Annotated in this window: 15 protein-coding genes, 4 tRNA genes and 2 pseudogenes; 9 read left to right on the top strand and 12 right to left on the bottom strand. The window is 69.5% G+C overall.

Translation table 11 applies throughout. The features are described from left to right. Positions 1–9 precede the first annotated feature (9 nt). A complete protein-coding gene (locus N912_RS0127885; protein WP_028924982.1) occupies positions 10–1,005 on the top strand; it encodes a sigma-70 family RNA polymerase sigma factor in 996 nt (331 codons plus the stop codon). Here the strand turns inward: N912_RS0127885 and N912_RS0127880 are convergent. Beyond that, positions 1,002–1,781: an SDR family NAD(P)-dependent oxidoreductase gene (locus N912_RS0127880; protein ID WP_245645442.1), complete on the bottom strand. Its 780-nt coding sequence runs from the start codon at positions 1,779–1,781 to the stop codon at positions 1,002–1,004. The genes N912_RS0127885 and N912_RS0127880 overlap by 4 nt on opposite strands. 85 nt (positions 1,782–1,866) lie before the next feature. Between N912_RS0127880 and N912_RS55065 the strand changes: the two genes are divergently transcribed. After that, positions 1,867–2,655 (top strand): IclR family transcriptional regulator, encoded by a 789-nt coding sequence (locus N912_RS55065; RefSeq protein WP_037066780.1) that lies wholly within the window; start codon positions 1,867–1,869, stop codon positions 2,653–2,655. Here the strand turns inward: N912_RS55065 and N912_RS55060 are convergent. Next, positions 2,609–2,947 carry a cupin domain-containing protein gene (locus N912_RS55060; RefSeq protein ID WP_156994077.1) on the bottom strand — a complete coding sequence of 113 codons (339 nt, stop codon included), beginning with the start codon at positions 2,945–2,947 and terminating at the stop codon, positions 2,609–2,611. The genes N912_RS55065 and N912_RS55060 overlap by 47 nt on opposite strands. Positions 2,948–2,949: 2 nt before the next feature. Continuing rightward, positions 2,950–3,540: a TetR/AcrR family transcriptional regulator gene (locus N912_RS55055; protein WP_037067024.1), complete on the bottom strand. Its 591-nt coding sequence runs from the start codon at positions 3,538–3,540 to the stop codon at positions 2,950–2,952. Positions 3,541–3,560: 20 nt separating this feature from the next. On the opposite strand from N912_RS55055, the pseudogene N912_RS65880 reads away from it, so the two are divergent. After that, positions 3,561–4,061, top strand: a pseudogene (locus tag N912_RS65880) (nitroreductase/quinone reductase family protein); the annotation flags it as partial. Positions 4,062–4,168: 107 nt separating this feature from the next. Here the strand turns inward: N912_RS65880 and N912_RS0127850 are convergent. Further along, the gene (locus tag N912_RS0127850; protein ID WP_028924979.1) at positions 4,169–4,912 is read right to left on the bottom strand and encodes an SDR family oxidoreductase; all 744 of its coding nucleotides are present in this window, start codon (positions 4,910–4,912) and stop codon (positions 4,169–4,171) included. A gap of 87 nt (positions 4,913–4,999) precedes the next feature. Between N912_RS0127850 and N912_RS0127845 the strand changes: the two genes are divergently transcribed. Together N912_RS0127845 and N912_RS0127840 are read left to right on the top strand one after the other, a co-directional pair. Next, positions 5,000–5,470, top strand: coding sequence for an RrF2 family transcriptional regulator (locus N912_RS0127845; protein WP_028924978.1), 471 nt, complete (start codon positions 5,000–5,002; stop codon positions 5,468–5,470). A gap of 192 nt (positions 5,471–5,662) precedes the next feature. Further along, the gene (locus N912_RS0127840) at positions 5,663–5,950 is read left to right on the top strand and encodes a hypothetical protein (protein WP_028924977.1); all 288 of its coding nucleotides are present in this window, start codon (positions 5,663–5,665) and stop codon (positions 5,948–5,950) included. A gap of 120 nt (positions 5,951–6,070) precedes the next feature. Here the strand turns inward: N912_RS0127840 and N912_RS55050 are convergent. The 5 genes and pseudogenes from N912_RS55050 to N912_RS55040 all read right to left on the bottom strand — a co-directional run. Continuing rightward, positions 6,071–6,253, bottom strand: a pseudogene (locus N912_RS55050) (NUDIX hydrolase); the annotation flags it as partial. 2,271 nt (positions 6,254–8,524) lie between these two features. After that, a tRNA-Val gene (locus N912_RS0127830) sits at positions 8,525–8,596 on the bottom strand. Between the two features lie 43 nt (positions 8,597–8,639). Beyond that, positions 8,640–9,002 carry a TIGR02611 family protein gene (locus N912_RS0127825; RefSeq protein ID WP_281176308.1) on the bottom strand — a complete coding sequence of 121 codons (363 nt, stop codon included), beginning with the start codon at positions 9,000–9,002 and terminating at the stop codon, positions 8,640–8,642. A 41-nt stretch (positions 9,003–9,043) separates the two neighbouring features. Further along, complete coding sequence (locus tag N912_RS62415; protein WP_084211263.1) at positions 9,044–9,922, bottom strand: anti-sigma factor; 879 nt, start codon at positions 9,920–9,922, stop codon at positions 9,044–9,046. Then, positions 9,919–10,587: an RNA polymerase sigma factor gene (locus N912_RS55040; protein WP_051580872.1), complete on the bottom strand. Its 669-nt coding sequence runs from the start codon at positions 10,585–10,587 to the stop codon at positions 9,919–9,921. Before N912_RS55040 ends, N912_RS62415 begins: the two co-directional genes overlap by 4 nt. 242 nt (positions 10,588–10,829) lie before the next feature. On the opposite strand from N912_RS55040, the gene N912_RS0127815 reads away from it, so the two are divergent. The 4 genes from N912_RS0127815 (at position 10,830) to N912_RS0127800 (ending at position 11,619) form a co-directional block, all read left to right on the top strand. Then, entirely contained in the window at positions 10,830–11,261 is a 432-nt protein-coding gene (locus N912_RS0127815) for an SsgA family sporulation/cell division regulator (protein ID WP_028924975.1), read from the top strand. 84 nt (positions 11,262–11,345) lie between these two features. Further along, positions 11,346–11,418 (top strand) — tRNA-Gly (locus N912_RS0127810). A gap of 53 nt (positions 11,419–11,471) precedes the next feature. Next, a tRNA-Cys gene (locus tag N912_RS0127805) sits at positions 11,472–11,543 on the top strand. 1 nt (position 11,544) lies between these two features. After that, positions 11,545–11,619 (top strand) — tRNA-Val (locus N912_RS0127800). 108 nt (positions 11,620–11,727) lie between these two features. On the opposite strand, the gene N912_RS61595 is transcribed toward N912_RS0127800, so the two are convergent. The 3 genes from N912_RS61595 to N912_RS0127785 all read right to left on the bottom strand — a co-directional run bounded on the left by N912_RS61595 (position 11,728) and on the right by N912_RS0127785 (position 16,600). Next, the gene (locus N912_RS61595) at positions 11,728–13,230 is read right to left on the bottom strand and encodes a LacI family DNA-binding transcriptional regulator (RefSeq protein WP_064745386.1); all 1,503 of its coding nucleotides are present in this window, start codon (positions 13,228–13,230) and stop codon (positions 11,728–11,730) included. A 788-nt stretch (positions 13,231–14,018) separates the two neighbouring features. Then, on the bottom strand, positions 14,019–15,662 hold the full coding sequence (locus tag N912_RS55035; protein ID WP_051580871.1) for a YfjI family protein: 1,644 nt from the start codon (positions 15,660–15,662) through the stop codon (positions 14,019–14,021). Further along, positions 15,659–16,600 carry a bifunctional DNA primase/polymerase gene (locus tag N912_RS0127785; protein WP_245645440.1) on the bottom strand — a complete coding sequence of 314 codons (942 nt, stop codon included), beginning with the start codon at positions 16,598–16,600 and terminating at the stop codon, positions 15,659–15,661. The genes N912_RS55035 and N912_RS0127785 overlap by 4 nt, the downstream gene beginning before the upstream one ends. Between the last annotated feature and the right edge of the window lie 49 nt (positions 16,601–16,649).

The following is a 16,649-nucleotide window of genomic DNA, read 5'->3' as shown; positions in this document are numbered from 1 at the left end:
AGGTGGCAGATGTCGGCAGAACTGCTCGGGCGGGCCCGCGCCGGCGACCGGGACGCGTTCGCCGCCCTGGTCGAGCCCCACCGCCGCGAGCTGCACGTGCACTGCTACCGCATGCTGGGCTCGCTGCAGGACGCCGAGGACGCCCTGCAGGAGACGCTGCTGGCGGCGTGGCTGGGCCTGGAGGGCTTCGAGGGGCGCTCGTCGCTGCGCACCTGGCTGTACCGCATCGCCACCAACCGGTGCCTGAACCTGCTGCGTTCGTCCACCCGCCAGCCGGTGGCCGCCGCGGCGCCGGGGCCGCTCCCGGAGCCGACCCGCCTCGGCGAGGCACTGTGGCTGCAGCCCTACCCGGACGCGATGGAGCCCTCCGACCAGGTGCCCGGACCCGAGGCCCGCTACGAGTCCCGGGAGGCGATCTCGCTCGCGTTCGTCACCGCCGTCCAGCTCCTACCGCCCAACCAGCGCGCGGTGCTGCTGCTGCGCGACGTGCTCGGCTACCGCGCCGCCGAGACCGCACAACTGCTCGGGCTCACCCAGGACGCGGTCACCAGCGCCCTCAAACGGGCCCGCGCCACGATGAACGCAGCGCGGTCCAACCACCCGCCGCCGCCCGCGCCCGGCTCGCCGGCCGAGCGCGCGCTGCTGGACCGCTTCGTCGCCGCCTTCACCGAGCTCGACGTCGACGCGCTCATCGCGCTCATGACCGACGACGCGTGGGTACGGATGCCACCCCTGCCCTTCGAGTACCGGGGCAGCGACGCCGTGCACCGGTTCTTCAGCGTCGTGCGCGCGCACCGCACCCACTGCGGGCGGTTCGACCGGATGGTGCCCGTCCGCGCCAACGGCCAACCCGGGTGGGGCCAGTACGTCCGCGACGAGGTCACCGGCACCTTCCACATCGGCGGCGTCATCATCCTCGGCCTGGCCGGGGACAAGATCCACGAACTGACCCGGTTCGAGACGTCGGTCGCGCCCTACCTCGGGCTTCCCCGCACGCTCGGCTAGGCGCTCATGCCGCCGTCCACCACCAGGGTGCTCGCGGTGGTGAAGCTGCTCTGGTCGGTGGCCAGGTAGAGGATCGAGCGGGCGATCTCGTCGGCGCCGGCGTGGCGGCCGAGCGGGATGGCGGCGTTGAACGCCTCGGTAGCATCGCCGCCGGTCAGCGCGCTGAGGCGGTCCTCGATGCCGGCCTGGAAGGCGTTGTCCACCGGGCCGGGGTGGATGGTGTTGACCCGGATGCCCCGCCCGGCCACCTCCTTGGCGATCGAGCGCATCAGCCCGACCTGGGCGTGCTTGGCCGCGACGTACGCGCACACGCCGGCGTCCGCGCGCAGCCCCGCCACGCTGGAGACGATCACCACGCTGCCGCCGTCGGACAGCACCCGCAGCGCGTGCTTGCAGGCCAGGAACACCCCGCGCACGTGCACCGCGAACGTCGCGTCGAACTCCTCCACGCCGAACTCGGTGACCGGCGCGGCGGCCGCCGGGGTGCCGGCGTTCGCGACCAGCACGTCCAGCCGCCCGAACCGCTCGACGGCGGCGGCCACCCCGGCCGCGACGTCGTCCTCGTTCGTCACATCGCCGACCACCGTGCGGACCCGGTCATCCCCGCCGACCTGGTCCGCCGCGCGCGCCAGCGGCTCGGCGTCCCTGTCGAACAGCGCCACCCGCGCACCGTCGGCCAGGAACAACCTCGCGGTGGCCAGCCCGATCGAGCCCGCACCCCCGGTGACCAGGCAGGCCTTCCCGTCCAACAGCCCCAACGTCAGCTCCTCCTTCACCGGCCACACCGCAGCGGGGACACTGTGACACCTGCCGCGCCGGCGATTCGCCGCGGCTCGCACTGACCGGAAAACGAGGCGGGACATGGCCGACCCGGGACGCACGGTGCTCAGCCGCGCGATCGCGATCCTGGACTCGTTCTCCCACGACCGCCCCGAGCAGACCCTGACCTCGATCGTGCGCACCACCGGCCTGGCCCCGGCCACCGTGCACCGGCTGCTCGCCGAGCTGGTCGCCTGGGGCGGCCTGGAACGCTCCGGGCGCGGGCGCTATCGGGTCGGGCTGCGGCTGTGGCAGCTCGGCGCGCTGGCCCCGGCCAACCGGCGGCTGCGCGACGTGGCGCTGCCCTACCTGGAGGACCTCTACGAGGTGACCCACCAGGTCGTGCACCTCGCCGTGCTGGACGACAACCAGGTGCTCTACGTGGAGAAGCTGGCCGCCCGCCCGACCGAGGACCTGGTGTCGGTGGTGTCCCAGGTCGGCAGGCGGCTGCCGCTGCACGCCACCGGCCCCGGCAAGGTGCTGCTCGCGTTCTCCCCGCCGGAGCTGCTCGACGAGGTGATCGCCGCCGGCCTGCCCCGGCTGACCGCGCACACCATCACCGACCCGGACCGGCTGCGCCGCGCGATCGCCGACATCCGCCACAGCAAGGTCTCGCTGACCCGCGACGAGATCACCGTGGGCGCTTCCTCGGTGGCCGCGCCCGTCTTCGACCACCGGGGCGCGGTGACCGCGGCGGTCTCCGTGGTGGTGCCCAGCGTGACCACGAACCTGGCCACCCTGGTCCCCGCCGTGCGCGCCGCCGCCCTCGGCATCACCCGCACCCTCAGCCTGGGCGCGGGCCCACCACCTCCGTCGCGTAGCGCGCCATGATCTCGGCCATCGCCGAGGGGTCCGGGCCGGTCGGGCCGACGGGCAGCCGGCCGAGCTCCCGGAAGTAGTCGATGTAGCGGTCAGGCGTGACGGTGCACAGCAGCCGCGCGGGCTCCTCGCCGGGGTTGGCGAAGGTGTGCGGGGCGCCGGGCGGGGCGGTGACCAGCGTGCCCGGCTCGGCGACGATCACGTCGGCGCCGCGGGTGAAGGTGGGCGTGCCGGACAGGACGTAGAACGTCTCGTCGTGCTCCCGGTGCACGTGCTGGGGCGGACCCGGGATGCCGGGCGGCATGATCACCTCGACCAGGCCGAGGCGGTGACCAGCAGGGCGATCAGGTGGTCCAACGCCTCGGTCAGCTCGGCGGACGGGGGGTGCGCGCCGGAGCTCACCGCGTGCTGCGCCAGGCCGTCGACGCCGGCCAGCGCGAGGCGCGCGGCCAGCTCAGGGTCCCCGCCGGCGGGCGTGCGCGCGAACGCCTCGGCCAGCTCGGCGGTGATCTCGCCGAGCACGCCCCGCTGGATGGCGGCCAGCGACGGCTCGGTCACCGCGCGGGCGGCGAAGGCCACCTGGATGCGCACCTCCTCGGCCCGCACCGCGTCCAGCGGCAGCAGCTCGCGCAGCACCGCCGAGAGGTTCGCGCGCACGTCCGGCCCGAGCTCGACGGCCGCCACCCTCGCCCGGATCCGGCGCACGACCTCGCTGAACGCCGCGACCAGCATGGCGTCCTTGGTCGGGAAGTAGTGCTGCACGGTGCCGATCGAGACACCGACCGCCGAGGCCACCTCACGGACGCTGACCCGCTCCAGCCCGTGCTCGCCGACGATGCGCAGAATCGCGCCGATCAGCGCATCTTTACGGGATAAAGGCTTGGCAGGCTCCCCCACGGCGACCACCATACAGTCGTATGAACCTATACAGTCGTATGCCTCGCGGTCTCGCCGCCGCCACCGCCGTTGCCCTCGTCGTGGTGTGGGGCCTCTATCTGCTCTCCCCCGACGCCTGGCCGGGCCTGCCCGGCGCGCTCGTCCAGACCGGCCTGCTACTGGCGAACCTGCTGCTCACCGCCCGCAGCCGTCGCCTGAAGGTGCAACTGGTGCGGATACTGCAGCGGTTCGTCATCAACCCGCTGGTACGGCTGTTGCTGGCGGCCGGGCTGAACCCGCTCGGGCTGGCACTGCTGGAAACGCGCGGCCGGGTCTCCGGCCTGCCCCGGCGCACCCCGGTGGGCAACGGCCGCGACGGCGACACGTTCTGGATCATCGCCGAGCACGGCACGCGCGCCGGCTACGTCCGCAACATCCAGCGCGACCCGAGGGTGCGCGTGCGGCTGCGGACCGGCTGGCGTTACCGCTGGGTACCCGGCATCGCCGAGATCCTGCCCGACGACGACCCGCTGGCCAGGCAACGACGGATCATCGCCTGGCATCCGCTGCGGGCGCTCAACGCCGTGACCGTGCGGGTCCTCGGCGCCGACCTACTGACCGTCCGCATCCACCTGACCACCGCCGACGATCAGCCCTGCTCGGCCAGCCACTTGTCGAACGTGGTCGGCGCCAGCCGTGCCCCCTCGCCGGGCAGCAGCACGTTGCCCGCCATCTCCGGCCCGAACACCCCGTCCCAGCTCGGCACCAGCTTCACCTCGTGACCACGCGCCCGGTTCGTGCGCCGGGCCATGTCGACCAGGTCCTGCGGCTCCGGCCCGGCCAGGTCCGGGTAACGCCCCCTGGGCTCGCCCACCGCCACCTCGGCGAGCACGTCGGCGACGTCGCCCGGCGCGATCGACTGGACCAGCAGCGGCGGGACCGTGGCGACACCGTCCCGTTCGGTCCAGCTCGCCACCATCGCGCCGAAGTCGTGGAACTGCGTCGCCGGCACGATCGTCCACGGCACCGAACCGGCGCTCACCAGCCGCTCCTGCTCCCGCTTACCGGCGTAGTGCGCGTTGCCCTCGACCCGGTCCATCCCCATGATCGAGAGCAGCACGTGATGCCTGACGCCCGCGCGCCCCTCGGCCGCGAGCAGGTTCCGGGTGGAGGCGCCGAAGAACGCCACCGTCTCCGCCGGGTCCGCCGCGGTGCTGTTCGTGGTGTCGACGACCGCGTCCACGCCGGCCAACGCGTCGTCCAACCCCTCACCGCTCACCAGGTCCACCCCCAGCGACCTGCTGATCCGCACCACCTCGTGCCCGCCCCGCTCCAGCGCCTGGGCGGTCAACGACCCGATGTTGCCGGTGGCCCCGGCGACCGCGATCCGCATGACGACCTCTCCTTCGCTCTCACCGCTCTTGCCGTCACCGTATCCCGGACTAAACAGATCCGCAATATCTACGATAGACTGTGACGCGTGAAACTGCCCGTGAGCACCGAGTGGGTCCTGCACTGCGCCACCACGCTGGCCCAGCTCGAGCCCGGCGCGACCGCCCCCGCCGCCCAGCTCGCGGAGTACTACGACCTCCCGGCCCCCTACCTGGCCAAACAACTCCAGTCCCTGGTCAGGGCCGGCGTCCTGGCCGCCACAACGGGCCCGCGCGGCGGCTTCCGCCTGGCCCGCAACGCCTCCGAGATCACCCTCCTGGAGATCGTCGAAGCGGTAGACGGCGCCGCCTCGCCCTACGAATGCCGCGAGATCCGCCAACAGGGCCGAGGCGCCCTACCCCCCGAGGACTGCCGCGACACCTGCATCCTGGCCGCCAAAATGGCCGAGGCCCACCAGGCCTGGCGCGCCACCCTGGCCGCCACCTCCCTGGCCGACATCCTGGGCGAGCTGCCCCCCACCGCCCCCGCCCGCACCCGCTCCCGCCTGCGCGCCCCCTAGTCTCGTGCGGGACGACGACCGAGGACGGGACACCGCTACATGGCGCGAAAAGCACGCAGACCACCGCACGACGCCGCCCCGAAACCGGGCCTGAGCGCCAACCATGCGCGAACGATTTCCACCGCCCTGTCCAAGGTCGAGAAAGACATCCTGGAGATAGAGCGTTACGTGCGGAGTCCGCCAAGAGGCAGAATGTACGAGCTGGTGGACGACCTGACCGACGCCCAGAAATCCACGTTGCTGGACAGGATCGAGCAGCTGAAAGAATGCATCCGCGAGTTCGCCGACGCGCTGGACCTCACGCCCGACAAAGCGAGCCTGAGCGGACTGATCAGAGGAAAGCTCTCGATCGACTGGGCCAACGCCTGCGACATCCAAGCCGACAAGCTGAGTTCGTACGGCCCCGTCAACCCCGACACCGCCCCAACGGTCAACCTCCATGCGCAGAGGCTGATAGCCCTACTGAACACCGCCGACTGACGCCCTCTCGACCGAGAGGTCTCGAGCGCGCCGTATACATCATCCAGCCGGTGCCCCTGGCACCCTGATGACCGTGCGCTCCACGGACCATTCCGCTCAGTTCCCACCCCCACAGACCGACATCAATCCCTCGTCCGCGTCGTTGACGATCAGCGCGACCGCGATCCGGCCAAGGTGGACAACGTGGTATTCCCACCGCTCTCCATTCGGTGCCTCCATATCAACCGGTGCAAGCCGTACCCACCGGTTCTCGTAGACCAGCCGCTCACCAAACGTCCGCCACGCGCCCCGCTCATCCGCCACCTCGGCACCATACGTTGCGTCGTCTGACAGAACTTGAGCGTCTCGAGGACCGGACGGGTTCGGTGCCCTGTCCACATCGGCCGCCGTCTGGTGTGGTACCGTCGTCGTGGCGCCTAGGCGGGCGTGAAGCAGGCGTCACCTCTCCCGGCACCGAGGTGACAGTGCCGCTGCAGAGATCGAGTACTCACCGTCCGATCGTTCATATTGTTGGCGTGCGTTCGTGAACGTAGTTCTTGCTTTTCTGTCGTGCCGGGGACAGAGGACGGGGACGATCATGATCGCAAAAGATATCTTGCGTAGACTACGCGAACGCCGTTGCTATTACACCGGGGAATGCTCCAGCCAGGCAAGTCCGCCTCTGAAGCGAATCGACCTGGACGCCGCTGAGAAGAGGGCGGTTATCAGTGCGTTGAGCGCACCTTTGCCGAAGGCCGTAAGGGCACGACAATCGGGCCTTCGTGGACTCGACAGGGTTAGCGCCTTGTGTCTTCCCGATGCTTGTTCGCCAGATCAGCAGCGCCTGGAAGCCAGGATTTTTCGGGCAGTTACAACTGAGAATGTCCAGAATGCGTCAGAGAAGCTGCTGCCGACGATGGAACTGGGACAGCCGGCAGCTGATTCTATTAGGTTACATTTGGCCAGCCCCTCGTCTCTTGGTCCGCTGCTCGAAGAACTGTTGCCTCGGGCCGCGGATGGGGAAGTCTGGGGTTTGCCCGGGCTTCGGATGACGCGGCATCCTCGACATCTATGCCTACGTCTCTTGGGGACCAGCGCGACAGTTAGTGTGGCGGCAGTTGACGACTCAAGCTGGAAGCAGGCTGTCAAACACCTTAGCGAAGTCGAATTTCGATCGCTGTGGCGACAGTCGCCAGATAAACTCACCCAAGACGAGATTGACTTCGACTCACGCTATGGGGGACGGTTTCAAACTCCTCCAAGTCTCGCGAGCTCGGTCCTGCGGCGTATCCAGATTTTTCGAGGTGCGCGATGGATAGACTCCTGGACCCACGGGCCCGCGTGGAAAATAGAATGGTCGGGACCTCCGTCACTCGCTGAGGCTGCCGACAGCTTGCAGGATCCAATATTTGGCCTACCCGGCAGCTTCAAGATTGCAACTCTTGGTGAAGGCGCGCTAAAACTTGTGGCGTTGAACAGGTTTTACGAGGTGCGTTGGGAGAAGAAAGAGCCGATCGAGCTCGTGCTTCGCTCGGCGGCTGACACTGCGTCTGATGTGGGAGCCGCACGCCACCCTATTCGTGGCAATACCGCCTTGAAGTCAACTTTGGGGCGGTCTGAGTGAAGAGTACTCCTGCTGGATCGCACCGTAATGTCAACGCAGGCCTCACAATCATGGGATTGGGAACCTTCTCTCTCGGGCTCTCGAACGCACCTTGGTGGCTATTTGGGCTGGGGCTTGTTGCAGGAGTCCTCTGCACGCTTGTCCACAGGGTGTTCCCACAGGAATCACGAGATCGACTCGATTGGTGGCGGGAGTGCTGGCACATGAGAACCGACCGACGAGTCAGAACGAACCAGGGCTTCTCTGGGGCCTATCACGAAGCAGACCGCAGTGGCCACGGACCGCCGGCAATTTTCTGGTAGTGGCCACGAGCGAGTGACCATGCGGCAATCTGACCGACCTCGAACCGGCGTACACACCGGCACGGGCAGCGCCAGACGTTGGCGTGCCCGCACCGAACACTGGGCCGCCCTCCCCGGCCCGCCCCCCTGGCCACCCACAAGGAAGCGCTCGTGCGCCTGCTGGACAGCTGCCAGCGTGCCGCCGGGGCGTGAGCCACACTCGCGTCAACCCTGCGCTGGGGCTACTGAAAGCCATCAGGTCGCCGTCCGTCGTTGGCCGTGCCGGTGGCGGTAGGGATAGGGCGGGCGAGCTGGCGCAGCTCGTTGAGGTCGACCCTGACCAGGCGGGGGCCGACACGGTAACCAGTTGGCCTTCCCTGGGCGATGTACCGGCGCAGTGTACGAATGGACACATCGGCATACGCAGCCCCGACAGCGAGGCTGACGATCCGACGCGGCGCGTCGTCCCGTGGGCCGGTCGTTCGGGTTTTCCGCCGGGCATTCACAGGGACCACCGACCTGGCCGACCAGCTACACACTGCAATCGGGCAGAGATTTCGCCAACAGACCGGCAGGGCGAGGGAGGGAGGCACTTCGTCAGCTCGCACGTACTCGATTTCACGCAAGCCTGTCGGGTCTCGCCGATCTTAAAGACGATCTTGTCGGGAGGCCATCTGACCTGGAAACTTGTGGGCGATACTGGGATCGAACCAGTGACCTCTCCGGTGTGAACGGAGCGCTCTCCCGCTGAGCTAATCGCCCGGGATGGGGGCCGTCAGCCCCTGACCCAGTGAACCTTACCGGATCAGAAGAGGGGGGATCGCACCCAGGTCCAGTCCAGGCCCATCCAGCCGGCTAGCAGGCCGTATGCGTTCAGCAGCCAGAGGGTGAGCAGGACGGCCAGGCCGGTTCCGGCTAGGACGAGCAGCTTGACCAACCAGTTCTGGCGGCCCAGCCAGCGGACCCAGGCGTCGTAGCGAGCCCGGGCGTAGTGGAGCAGGCGGCGGGCCCAGATGAACTCGGTGGCCAGGATGGCCAGGCCGGCGAAGACGACCAGCCAGCCGGGGCCGGGGTACGGGATCAGGACGATGCCGAGCGCCAGGACCAGGGCGCCCAGGACGGCCACGCCGATCCGGTAGAAGCGGCGAAGGGTCGGCTTGCCGTCCAGTTTCGCGCGCAGGGTCGAAACGGCGCGTGGTTCTGTCCGGCTCAGCGTGTCACCTGCCCGCTCGCGATCATCATTACCGTTGGCGAGGGCGGCGCCTTCCGGCCGCGCTCGATCGAGACCGCGTAGCCGGTGAAGGTGTCGTCTCGCGGCATTGACCCTACCGTCCGTGCGCCTCGGTCGCCCGGGTTTACGTCGAAGGTGCCCAGCGGCACGGGGCGAGGACCGCCGAGGCCCCACAGGACGTAGGTGGAGCGGTCGGGCTCGTTGGCGGGCAGGCCGGCGGGCACGAGCTGGCGCTGGCCACCGTCCAGGAGCACGGCGGCCACGGGAGGTCCGCCAGGGGCGCTGAGCACGGCGGACCTCACGCCGACGGCGGACGCCTGGGCCAGCACGCGCTGCAGCTGTTGGGCCGCCGCGGCCTGGCGCTGCTGGGTGTCCGCCATCTGCCGGGTGGCCATGCCGCCGATGCCGATCACGATCATCGCGACCAGCATGGACGCGACCAGCACCACCGTCCCCCGCCGTCGGGCGGCCCAGCGGCGCGCCTCGGCGGGGCCCGCGGCGAGCGCGTCCAGCTCCGGCGCACCGGGGTCCCACCCGGCGTGCGACGGGGGCGGCGGTGGCGGCGGTGGGGCTGGTTCCCATTCGAGGTCGGGCGGGCGCTGGCGGCGTTCCCTGGGCGTCTGCGCGGTCGCGGCGACCGAGGCCAGCAGCTCCTCGCGCAGTTCGGCCCGGGGCTCCACCCGGTCGCCGACCGAGGCCAGCACGCGGACCAGCTCCTCGGCCTGCCGGACCGCCTCGCGGCACGGCTCGCAGCAGGGCAGGTGCGCGACGAGCACCTCCTCCTCGGCCGGCTCGAGCGCGTGCATGGCCCAGCCGACCGCCTCCTCGGCGCGCGGGCACGCCGGCTTGCCGGTCATCGCGGGTGCCCCACGAAGTCGGCCGCCGCCCAGCGCAGCGGGAGCAGCATCCGGCGCAGCCGCCTCATGGCGCCGTAGAGCAGCGAGCCGATGGCCCGCGTCGACGCGCCGGTGAGCACGGCGATCTCCGGCTGGGTGAAACCGCCGTAGAAGGCCAGCACCAGCGCTCGGCGCTGCTCGGTGGGCAGCCGGGCCAGCGCGTCGGAGACCTGCCGGCCGCTGCTCCCGCCGTCCGAGGCGTCCGACGCGTCGGGGCACGCCGGCAGCGGCCAGCCGTCGCGCTCTCCGGCCGCGAACAGCGCGCGCCGTCGCGCGGTCCCCCGCCGGCGCAGCAGGTCCAGTGCCTCGCGGTGGACGGCGACCAGCAGCCAGCCGACGAGGTCGCCGCGGCCGGGGTCGAACCGCTGCGGGTCCCGCCAGAGTGTGACGAAGGCCTCTCGCACCGCGTCCTCGGCGCAGCGGTCGTCGCCGCAGACCGACCGCGCGAAGGAGTAGGCCAGTCCGCAGTAGCGGTCGAAGAGCAGTCCGACGGCGTCCGCCTCACCGTCCGCGAGCCGCTGGAACAGGCCCTCGTCGGGCACCTCGTGCCACCGGCCGGACGCGCCGTCTCCGATGCCCCGGCCTGGCTTGCCGGACGAGGCAGAGACGTTGGCGACATCGGCCACCAGGGGTTCCTCACGTCAGACGTTGGCGCACGGCACGGTGCCCATCCAGGGTAGTAGCCATACCCCGCTCGCGGCCCGCTGACCTCACCGTTCTCGGTGAGAGATCGGGTCCGTGCTGCTCCAACCGGGTGAAGTCTGCCTAGGTAGAGGGCAGTCTCCTTCGCTCGCACCGTGACATCTCGGCGTTCCGGTCGTTGGCCCCTCCTGAAGGACGGGCGACAAACCCACGGAGAGGCAGCACGATGCGCAACGAGCACGTCACCATCCGCTCTCTCGCCGTGTTCGATCTGCTGGCCCAGCAGGCCGACGCGATGCCGGTGCGGGTCGAGCTGCGGTATGACAGCCGTGACCCATACGCGGTACATGCGGTGTTCCAAACCGGGAGAACGGACGCGGCGGACGTCGAGTGGGTCTTCGCCCGCGACCTGTTCGCCGACGGGCTCCTCACCGAGGCCGGTACCGGCGACGTCAGGGTCCGGCCGGCGGCCGGCGACCCGGACACCGTCGAGATCGAGCTCAGCTCCCCCTCCGGCCACGCACTCTTCTCCACCAGCGCGCCGGATCTGGCCGATTTCCTGGACCGCACCTTCGAGGCGGTCCCGCCGGGCAGCGAGTACGCCTGGCTCGATCTTGACCTGGCGTTGGAGGACCTGCTGTCCAGCGAGGCGAGCTAACAGGGGGGCCGGTTTGAAGCCTCCGCACCGCGTCGGATAGGCTTCAGCCACAACATCCCGCCCCACTCAGTGGGCGGGAAACATGCGGACGTAGCGCAGTTGGTAGCGCATCACCTTGCCAAGGTGAGGGTCGCGGGTTCGAGTCCCGTCGTCCGCTCGAAGGGTGCTCGGGTCCATCTCGGACCACCAATCTCGGCTCCCTACGGTTACGGCGGAGTGGCCGAGTGGCTTAGGCAAGGGCCTGCAAAGCCCTGTACGCGGGTTCGATTCCCGCCTCCGCCTCGGGCGATTAGCTCAGTGGGAGAGCGCTTCCTTGACACGGAAGAGGTCACTGGTTCAATCCCAGTATCGCCCACCATATAGGGCCAGGTCAGGGCCGGTCTCCCGTCGAGGGGGCCGGCCCTGAGTCGTTTACTGGCCCCTCTTGGGAGAAATCTGGGAGACGATCTTAGGTGCTGCGGCGCGGTCAGCCCTTGAGCAAGGCGTCCAGAACCGCCACGGGCGAGCCGGGATTCAGCGCTCGTCGCTGCTCTAGGCCGGCCTCCCACAGGTCGGTCAGGCCTGCCATGAGCAGCCGGCGCATGTCGGCCGTGATGTGCGAGTACCGGGCTTGCACCGAGCCATCCTCATGACCCATGCGTTCGTCCATGAGCTTCGGCGGCGTGTTGAGCCCGTCCATCAGCGTCTTGTGGGTGTGGCGTAGGCCGTGCGGAGTCAGCCCGGCCGCGATCGGCAGCCAGCAGGCAGTCGCTCGCGCGGCCGCGCCTCGGCCCCGGACTGGCACACCCGGCCACGGCTCGGCGAGAATCGATACCGGGTGGCCCCCTCGTGGCCCCTTCTTCGGATACCAGCCTGTGGCGGCTGGCTGGAACAGCCAGGTGGCGAAACTGGATCTCCGCCAGTGCGGGGCGAGCTCGGCGACCGGTCCGCCCCGCATGTATCCCAGCTCGGTGATCGCGACGTTGACCGCCGATCGTGTGGTCCCTGACACGGTCTCGGGCCGGTTCAGGACCGCTGAGGCCGTGCCAATCGACACGCCGGCTCGCCGAGCTACGTCGACCAGCTTTGGGCCGGGCCGCTGGTGTGCACCCGGTGCCGGACGGTGACCGCCGAAGGCGTACCGCAGCCCATGACATGAACAGGGTTTCGGTTGAGTGCGTGCGATGTGGCCCAGCAGCATCCCGGCCAGCCACGTGGGGAGGTCGATCAGGCGCCGCGACCCTTCCTTTGGTGGACACCTGAGCAGCTCGCCCGTGTCGAGTTCGTAGAGCTGCCATTCCACCCGGAGACTGGCCGGTCGCGCGTATTGGGTCTCCAGGCCAACAAGTTCGCCCCAGCGCATACCGGTGTACGCCTTGACGACTATCGCCACGAATTCGTCATCTCGGCCTGATAGGAGAGCAGCCCGTTCAGCAATCAGAAGTATGCCGAGTGCAGTGGTCACGACCTTCTCAGGGCCTCTATGGTTCAACCGATCTGACCGCCTACCTCTCCCCCGGCGTCGAGCTGCGGGGTTCGCGTCTCTCAGTTCTTCGTCTACCGCGTCGGCCATAATGAGATGCATGACCGCGCGCCAGGACTTGATGCTCGACTCCGCGTACCCGAGAGCACGTTCACGTTTTTCCCATTCACCGATGTCCGTACGTGTGATCTCGTCCACGGCGTACGACTCGAAGGTGGGCAGGAGGTGCTCCTCGATATGCCTGCGGTAGTTCTGAAGGGTCGACGCAGCCAAGTCTTGCGCCGCATACCAGCGGCTGACGTAGTCACCGAAGAGGATCTTGCCGCTAGTGTCACGCCATCTGCCTTCACGGATTCTGGCCTCGGCGTCGTTCGCGGCCTTCTCCGCCTTTCGCCTCGTTCGGAAGCGGACTGTCTCGCCTGCGGAGTCGACGACCGTCCCGTACCTGCCACGCTCGATCTTGTATCGTGCTCGCCAGTAGTTCCCGCGCTTTTCCGCGTATCCCAACTTCGGGTCCTTCCTTCGGTGTGGGTCAGGCAGCTTCGGCTGATTCCTGCCGTGTCGCTCTCGCTGCCCTCCTGGGCGTCCGTGCTCTCAGCCGGACCTTCACCTCGCCCATAGAACGGCGCGTGACCTTTCCGTTGTGCACCGTTTGCGGAGAAGCCGGCACGGAGCGTTCCGGCCTCGACTCAAAGAGTCGGACTATCTCTGCAACGTGCTCATCCGTGAACCGGTAGCTGCCTCCGATCCAGCTAAATGGGATCCTGCGTTTGCGCGCTTGCTCTTTGATCCACCACGCCGAGCACCGGAGCATCTTGGCGACTTCCATGGGTCGATAGAGGACGTTCTTTGCGTTTGGGTCATTTCCGGTCTTGCGTGCGCGAGCTTGACTCGCCATGGCTGAGTCCTCTCCGGGTGAGTAGGTGGGGTCGGGGCACGCTGGGCGCGTCGAGTGGGACGCGAGGCGGTGATGGCGGACACAGACGTTGGTCGTAAGGGCTGAGGCGGGTGAGCTGGCTGGGGTGAGGGGTACCGGGTGGATGGACAGAATGGACACAATTGACAGAAGCCCTGCCGATCGGCTGTTTATCGAGGTCAGGGCGCCGCTCGTCGATCTTGGTCTCGTTTGACAGATCTGGACACAAATGGACACAAAACACACCGTGGGCGTGCGACTACGGAACGTGGGCGCCACGCGGTCGATTTGTGTCCATTCTGTCCAAATCTGTCCCGTCGGCGCTTGATCACGTTGCAGGGGCTGTGACCTGCGCAGACGGGAGGCCAGGTGGCTTCTGTCAATTGTGGCCATTCTGTCCACGTCCAGCGCCCTCTCCTTCCTGATGGGTTGGGTGGACCAGGTAGACCGGCGAGGGCGTGCGACCTCGCCCGCCGCGTTCCGGGGGCTGCAGTCGGATGTGGCCGTGGTCTTCGAGGACGGCGAGCGCGGGGTCGATGTCGGTGACGGTGCTGAACCGGCCGCCTCGGTTCTGGCGGTAGATCTCACGGCGGGTGAACCGAGCGGGGCGGGTGCGCTCGATCCAGGCGAGCAGGTGGCGGGCGTCGTCGATGCGTGGGTCGGTGCCGAGCTGGTCGAACACGGTGAGGGCGTGGGCGGTGAAGTAGTCGCCGAAGCGTTGGGCGGCGGTGATGGTGGTGTCGGTGAGCTGGTGTTTCCAGGGTTCGGTGGGGTGTTCGGCGATGTGGAGCAGGCCGGCGAGGCGGGCGGTTTGGCCGGCGAGTTTGCCGGCCCAGTCGCCGATGGATGCCCATTCGCCGCCGGCGGGGTCGAGCTTGGGTTCGATGGCGTCCTGGTAGGTGGCCATGGCGTCGTCGGCGGCGGGGGTGAGCTGCAGAACCGCGGGGTCGGTCCAGCCGGCGAGGCCGAGGGCGATGCCGCGTAGCTGGTTGGCGTAGTCCTCGGCGGTCGCGGGGTCGGCGGCGGGCGGTCGGGACAGGCGGTGGCCGACGGTGTTGGGGGGTAGAGAGTAGAGGATGCGGGCGAGCAGTCCGGCGCCGCGTAGGAGTTTGGTTTTGCGGAGTTCGTCGACGATGGCGGGCTGGACGGTCAGGCCGAGGGTGATGGCGGGTCGGTCGATGTACTCGGGTGGCCGGCCAAGGCGGTCCACGCGGTGGGTGTCCCCGGAGTAGCCCTTGAGGAACACGTCGAGGTTGGGGGTGCCGGAGTAGCGGCCGGCCAGGGTGGCGAACAGCCCACCCTCGGCGGAGAGCACGGCCAGGCGGCCGCCGTGCGCGGCGAGGAGGGTCGCGGCGGATTCCGGGGTGAGGTCGTCGGCCAGGAGCCGGGGCTCGGGCGGGATCTCCACGGACGCGGCTTGCAGGGCGGCGTCGACGGCGGCGGCGAGCGCGCCGGGTTGGTCGCTGGTGGCGCCGGCGGCTTCGCGTTCGGCTTTCTCCATGGCCTTCTCGGCGGTGGCGCGGGTGATACGGGCGTGTTCGCGTTCGGCGCGACTGGCCTCGACCAGTTCCCGCTCGGCGTCACGCAGCGGCGCGGTCATGGCGCGGAAGGGGGGTGATTTGCGGGAGGAGGGCGGCATGACCACGACGGTGTAGATGTTGATCGGTTCGTCCCAGCCGGCGCGGACCCGTACGATCGCCCGCCCGGCTGCCGCCGCCGACAACGCGGCCAGCGCGATGCATCCGGGCAGGTCGGGTGGGGTTTGGAAGGTCTGGGCGACCGCGCGTACCTGCTCGGACACCCAGCCGGGCAGCGCGTCGAGCGGGAACCGGGGTAGCTCACGGACCGGTGAGAGCGGCACCGGTGGTTCCCACCCGGCCAGCGCCGGATCGTGGTCGGGCTCGTCCAAGAGGTCATCCTCGCCGGGTGGGTCGGGTGTGGTGGGCACCGCGCGCAGCGGCCGCGCCACCGAGGGGGGCCGGGTCGGCTCGGGCGAGTTGTCGGGTTCTCGAGCGGCGGTCACGCGGCTCTCCGGTGCCGCGGCGGCAGGCGGCGAGGTCGTTCGGCGCCGGTGCGCAGGCCGGAGGCGATCGTGTTGGTGACCTCGCGCTTGGTGCAGTCGCAGTCCGAGACGACGATGGGCTCGGCGGCGTGCTGGAGCATGTGGGTGGCGGTGCCGGGGTCGAGCGCTCCGGCTCCCACGAGTTCGCCGAGGCGGCAGGCGGCGACGAACAGGGTGTGGTTGTGCCGGCCTGGTGGGGCCGCTCGCACCCGCTCGACCTGGCTGCGCACCGCCGCGGCGACGTAGGCGTCGAGCCGCCCAGGAGCCACGTCAGGAGCCGCTGAGATGGCCGGAGACGGCCTGGGAGCAAGGGCAAGGGCTATCCACCCGGGCAGCTCGGCAGGTTCGCGGTCGTCGATGAGCTCGTATCCGCCTTGCGGGGTGATCGAGCTGGGCGCGACGACGTAGCCACCGTGCCCACGGGTGTCGACCAGCGGGCCGAGCTTGGCCTGCGAGCAGCCAAGGCGCGGGGCGGTGGGTGCGCGGTAGTACAGGTGGGTGCCGCCGGACGGGGTGCGCACGGTGTAGGTCGCCGGCAGCTCACCCCCGGTGCGCTCGGCGAGCTGGTCGAGCACCTGGGCACCAGTGCGGGTCCCCCCGATGCTCAAGCTCCGCCCCTCGGGGTGGCCGGCTTTCGGCAGGTCGAGGTCGATGACGAGCAGGCGGGAGGGGCCGCAGGCGACGGCGATGTTGCAGCCCGGGCGGCGGGTCCAGAACGAGGTGATCCGGGTGGGGTCGGTGGTGGCGTGGCGTTCCCACTGCTCGAACACCGGCCGCTTGGTGCCGGGCACGAGGGGGAATACGCGCCAGCCGCGCTCGGCGGCCCTCAGCGCATTGTCGCGTTGAGCCCGTTGCATCGGCGTCAGGGCGCGCGGGCTGGGTGGGTCGGGCACGCTCATATCCGGGTCGCCTTCCGGTGTGCAGGTTCGTGGGTGGTGCGGCGGCGGG

Source organism: Actinospineispora acaciae DSM 45401 (assembly GCF_000620785.1).
Lineage (GTDB): Bacteria > Actinomycetota > Actinomycetes > Mycobacteriales > Pseudonocardiaceae > Pseudonocardia > Pseudonocardia acaciae.
This window is presented reverse-complemented; position numbering and strand designations above follow the sequence as displayed.

Bases quoted from the DNA above. Each gene is read 5' to 3' on its own strand.
- N912_RS0127885 (WP_028924982.1), top strand. From the start codon at position 10: ATGTCGGCAGAACTGCTCGGGCGGGCCCGCGCCGGCGACCGGGACGCG.
- N912_RS55065 (WP_037066780.1), top strand. From the start codon at position 1,867: ATGGCCGACCCGGGACGCACGGTGCTCAGCCGCGCGATCGCGATCCTG.
- N912_RS55060 (WP_156994077.1), bottom strand. From the start codon at position 2,947: ATGCCGCCCGGCATCCCGGGTCCGCCCCAGCACGTGCACCGGGAGCAC.
- N912_RS0127850 (WP_028924979.1), bottom strand. From the start codon at position 4,912: ATGCGGATCGCGGTCGCCGGGGCCACCGGCAACATCGGGTCGTTGACC.
- N912_RS0127840 (WP_028924977.1), top strand. From the start codon at position 5,663: ATGTACGAGCTGGTGGACGACCTGACCGACGCCCAGAAATCCACGTTG.
- N912_RS62415 (WP_084211263.1), bottom strand. From the start codon at position 9,922: ATGACCGGCAAGCCGGCGTGCCCGCGCGCCGAGGAGGCGGTCGGCTGG.
- N912_RS0127815 (WP_028924975.1), top strand. From the start codon at position 10,830: ATGCGCAACGAGCACGTCACCATCCGCTCTCTCGCCGTGTTCGATCTG.
- N912_RS0127785 (WP_245645440.1), bottom strand. From the start codon at position 16,600: ATGAGCGTGCCCGACCCACCCAGCCCGCGCGCCCTGACGCCGATGCAA.